The 4,225-nt window shown below is 50.1% G+C and carries 4 protein-coding genes; 2 read left to right on the forward strand and 2 right to left on the reverse strand.

Annotated features, from left to right (window positions below; genetic code table 11):
* Positions 1–146 precede the first annotated feature (146 nt).
* The gene (locus THISIDRAFT_RS00040; protein WP_139064098.1) at positions 147–1,331 is read right to left on the reverse strand and encodes a molecular chaperone DnaJ; all 1,185 of its coding nucleotides are present in this window, start codon (positions 1,329–1,331) and stop codon (positions 147–149) included.
* Positions 1,332–1,571: 240 nt separating this feature from the next.
* Here THISIDRAFT_RS00040 and THISIDRAFT_RS00045 point away from each other — a divergent pair, with 240 nt between their 5' ends.
* Positions 1,572–2,363, forward strand: coding sequence for a phosphoheptose isomerase (locus THISIDRAFT_RS00045; RefSeq protein WP_006788697.1), 792 nt, complete (start codon positions 1,572–1,574; stop codon positions 2,361–2,363).
* A 215-nt stretch (positions 2,364–2,578) separates the two neighbouring features.
* Here the strand turns inward: THISIDRAFT_RS00045 and THISIDRAFT_RS00050 are convergent, their stop codons facing one another.
* Positions 2,579–3,424 (reverse strand): MarR family transcriptional regulator, encoded by an 846-nt coding sequence (locus THISIDRAFT_RS00050; RefSeq protein WP_006788698.1) that lies wholly within the window; start codon positions 3,422–3,424, stop codon positions 2,579–2,581.
* A 68-nt stretch (positions 3,425–3,492) separates the two neighbouring features.
* On the opposite strand from THISIDRAFT_RS00050, the gene THISIDRAFT_RS00055 reads away from it, so the two are divergent.
* A complete protein-coding gene (locus THISIDRAFT_RS00055) occupies positions 3,493–4,077 on the forward strand; it encodes a hypothetical protein (RefSeq protein WP_006788699.1) in 585 nt (194 codons plus the stop codon).
* The last annotated feature ends 148 nt before the right edge of the window (positions 4,078–4,225 follow it).

The raw sequence follows: 4,225 nt of genomic DNA on the forward strand, positions 1-4,225 counted from the left end.
AGGTATGTCTCATCTTGCTATTGTCGGCTATTTTTAGAAGACTTTGAACAGGTTCTTAGGCTTTTTAAACCACCCCGCCCCTACGGGGCACCCCTCCTTGAAAAGGAGGGGTGTCTTTTCGATGCCAAATCAGGCGAGCCTCATTTTTATCGAAAAATATCATTAAAATCAATTTCCAGGTCATCAATTCTATGTCTATTTATCCATTTTTTTAATGCTTTAACGTCCTCGAAAGCGTGCAAGTCATTGATGATGAGCGAGGTCATCTCCTCCATGTGCGCTATGTCGTCCATGATTTTTTCCTTTACATACTCTTTTTTTAGCAAAATATAGCTTGGATATCCTGCTGCTATTTTTAGCTTGTCTTGAATAAACAAGCACTCCATCTTAATGTTTTCCAGTTGATTCTTTAAAATAGTATTGTAGTGAATCAAGCGCTCTTCATTGATGCTATTTATTTTTTCCTGATCTATTTTTTCTATTTTAACCTGCAACTCCAGCAGCTTTAGCAAGTCTTTTTTCTTGTAAGCCACAGTCACCTGCTTCATCAGTTCGGTCTTGCGATGTTTTTCTTCGGCATCTGGCTCACGATCTGGGTGCAGGGAGGTGACTAATTCCCGGTAAATGGCTTGAATTGACTTGCTTGTATTGGCTTCTTCTTCCTGCTGTCGTGCTTCTTTGGCTTTTTGTTTGGCGGTTTTTTTGCGTTTAGGCCGGATTTCTTCCTGATATCCTCCTTTTGCATAACTTTCTTCTAGCTCATCAAGCAACTTTTCCACGGTTTCTCTGTTCGACAGATCGAGGTCATCCGGCAGTATGATGCCCAAATCATGCAAAAACATTTCGCGGATTTTTGCGGAGACAAGCTGTCGTTCATCATCGCTTATTTCATCGTCATGAGAATTTGCATACAACTTATAAATATTCTCCAGCTCCTCGTCTTCCCTGATGTTTAAAACGTCTTCAGCCATACTGACGATGATATGCTTTATTTTTTCTTTCTGTTTTGGCGTAAAAGAATGTTTTTGTGCTTGCCGGTGAATCAGTAGCACCATTTCTGCTTGATGCTCTGCAAATTTTTGCGTGATCGGTATCAAGCGGCTTGATGCATGATGGTGACAAAATTCAAATGTTTCCTGCCATTCGGCCAATAGTTTTTTTTGCTTTTCAATTTGCTTGATCAGGGTGTTGAATTTTTTCTGTACGGGGCTGAGCGGGCAGGTATCGTCCTGTTTTTTAATGAGAATCAGGGTGTTTGCATTTGCAGTCTGTTGCGTGGCTTTTGGCATGGCTGTTTTTTTGCGTCTGGAAGCGGGTTTGGATGATGTCATTGATGTGCGCGAAGGTCTGCAGCGTTGATGGACGGCTATGCAGCATCCCGTCGCGCCCTCCGTTTGGTTTGCGTGTAAACGATGGGTGTATGCTTGACAGGGGGATGCGGCGTTGCTTACGCAAGCGTGCGGCCTTTGTGGCATTTGCTGAATATCGTTGTTAGACAGCGCCCCCTGTTGACGACAAGGCGATTATACTAAGCTTTTTGGGCTTTGAGGCCACGCGAACGGGGATTTTTGATGAATCTTATACAGCGCATTGAGCACCATTTTAAGCAAAATATTGAGGTGCATAATACCTCTCTGGAGCAGCTTGGCCCGATCATTGCCCGTGCCAGCGAGGTGATTTTGAACAGTCTGTTGAATGGGGGGAAGATTTTGGCCTGTGGTAACGGCGGCTCGGCGGCGGATGCGCAGCACTTTTCCTCTGAGATGGTGAATCGCTTTGAGCGTGATCGGCCTGGACTTGCGGCGATTGCCTTGACCACGGATACCTCGATTCTGACCTCGGTGGCCAATGATGATGCGTTTGATCAGATTTTTGCGCGTCAGGTGCGTGTGCTAGGGCAGCCGGGCGATGTGTTGCTGGCGATTTCCACCTCGGGGCGGTCGTTTAACGTCTTGCAGGCGGTTCATGCGGCGTATGAGCGTGAGATGGTCGTGATTGCGCTGACCGGGCGTGATGGGGGTGAGCTGGGAAGTCTGCTGCGGCTGACGGATCTTGAGTTGCGGGTGCCCTCGTATGCCACGCCACGGATTCAGGAGGTGCATTTATTGTGCATCCATTGCCTCTGTGATTTGCTGGATGTACAGCTCTTGGGCGAACCCGAGGAGGATGCAAAGGCACCTCTGCCGCAGGCATTGCCTGAGGAAGATGACGAGGATGAACGCCTGCCGGAGTTGACCCAGGCGGAGGAGGTAGAGGATGCGGAGCCTGATGTGGTGCCTAAAAAACCCGCCAAGGCCCGCCGTCATCGCCGTAAGCCTAAACAAAACCCGCCAAAGGTTCCGGAGCAGTTGCCGTTTGAATAGATGCTGCCAGGGTGCATTAACCATCAAGACAGCCCTATAACGGCAAAAACGAGACACAGTAGCGACGGGTAGTTCCTTGCCAGCCGCTCAACCCGTCTCGCCGCCCATCGCTTCGGTGTCCTGATTTTTTTGGTAGTTCTGCAGATTGCATCTGCTGGCTTGGGAGCTGTTACAGCTTGCCTGGATGCCGGTTTTGGGATAAATCTCACACAGCGTTAATCCTCGCGCCGAAGATCCGCCTCGTCTAGCGAATGGGGCGAGGCGGTTAAGGCGTGTTCATCACATCGCACAAAACCCTTTTCCAGCAGCTCACGCTCACAATAAAAGGCCAGCGCCTGCTTGGTGCGCAGGGTAAGGACCTGCCCCGGTGTTAATTTGTAATCCTCTCGCAGAGCGGTTTGTTTTTCCGCACTTAGCTCAGCGCCAACCTGAAAACAAAGATCCTGATACTGATGCCAGGCACGATCGGCATCACCTGACACCCATTCCTCATTGCTTGGCCCGGCAAACAGGATGCGCGAGAGTGCAAAGTCCATATATTTATGCACGGTGTGGCAATACGCACGCAGATGGTAGCGATTGTCGGCAAATACCAGGCAATGCGGCGAAATGGTGCGTAAGATAGTGCGGTACTTGGAGCTGTAGCGAATCGCTACGGCTTTTTTGCGATACAGTCCCTGCAGGGCCTCGCTGACCATGTCGTTATTAAGTTTAGGGCGGGTGGCACGGTTAGCATCACAAAAAGGAATTTCGCTCCAATCGATATCCTCAATAAATTGCGCAACGAGTCCCTGGCCGCGCAAGTAATCAAGAAAAGCGCTGCTCCCCTCACGAATAAAGCCCGGCTTAAATCCCTGTGCTGCTACATGGCGACGCAGGGAGGCATCATATTTCAAATTCCCCGGCATCTGGCGTTTATATTCATTGATAACGGCTTGTGCGGCCTGGCGACTCAATCCAAAGGCTTGGGCCAATTCACCTGCGGTAACGCCTCCAGCCCACAGCACCCGAATTTCAATGAACCCCAGACGCCGGAGTATGTCAACTTTTTTGACAGTCATGCACTTAATAGGTTAAATCAAATCGGGATAAGATGCGCTGGAACGCTGACCAACGCAAGGACAATATCATGTATCGCATTCGCCTCGAACTTCCCAACGGTCAGGAGCGTGGCTATCGCTTTCTTGATCTGCTACACGATGCACTCGTTAATGCCTGGACCGCTGCCGGGGCCAAGGCTACCGATATTCTCGGGCCACAGGCACGGCCCTGGACCTTTGCCCCTTTGGGCTATCACCGTAAAAACGAAAACCGCGTACACACGCTGGTTGTCTCCACCCCTGATCCCCAGTTAGCGGACTATCTGCGCCACTGGCAAGCAGAAACGATCTGCATGACACGCCCAGCCACCGCAGAGCACATTGATTTTGCCAATGCCCAGATCACGGCAGAGGCTGACCCCATTGTTTCTCAGCAAACACGACTGGCGGTATTGCTGCTGTCGCCGCTGGCGGTGCGCAAACAGGGTTCGCGCCAATGGCATGGGCAGCTCAATGATCCGGCCATTGCGGTAGCGATCAATCATCGACTGTCCCGCCTGGCCGGGCGACCGGTTGCCCTGCGCATCACCCCCGACCCTTTATATCTGCGTGCTAATCCGCGCCACTCTGTATTATTAACCCGGCAACCAAATAGCTACACTGCTGCATATTGAATAGATTCAGCCTGGAAATAGCTCGCAACTCGCTTAGGTAGTTTTTGCAGTTTGCGAAGATGAGACAGCACTTTCTGTTTCAATTGATCCTTGTTTCGCGCTGGCGAACCTTTGTGAACGCCTGCTTTCAGGTCACAGTTCAGATATT

Origin of the sequence: Thiorhodospira sibirica ATCC 700588, from assembly GCF_000227725.2 — a bacterium.
In the GTDB taxonomy this organism is placed as follows: Bacteria; Pseudomonadota; Gammaproteobacteria; order Ectothiorhodospirales; family Ectothiorhodospiraceae; genus Thiorhodospira; species Thiorhodospira sibirica.

Bases quoted from the DNA above. Each gene is read 5' to 3' on its own strand.
- THISIDRAFT_RS00040 (WP_139064098.1), bottom strand. From the start codon at position 1,331: ATGACATCATCCAAACCCGCTTCCAGACGCAAAAAAACAGCCATGCCA.
- THISIDRAFT_RS00045 (WP_006788697.1), top strand. From the start codon at position 1,572: ATGAATCTTATACAGCGCATTGAGCACCATTTTAAGCAAAATATTGAG.
- THISIDRAFT_RS00050 (WP_006788698.1), bottom strand. From the start codon at position 3,424: ATGACTGTCAAAAAAGTTGACATACTCCGGCGTCTGGGGTTCATTGAA.
- THISIDRAFT_RS00055 (WP_006788699.1), top strand. From the start codon at position 3,493: ATGTATCGCATTCGCCTCGAACTTCCCAACGGTCAGGAGCGTGGCTAT.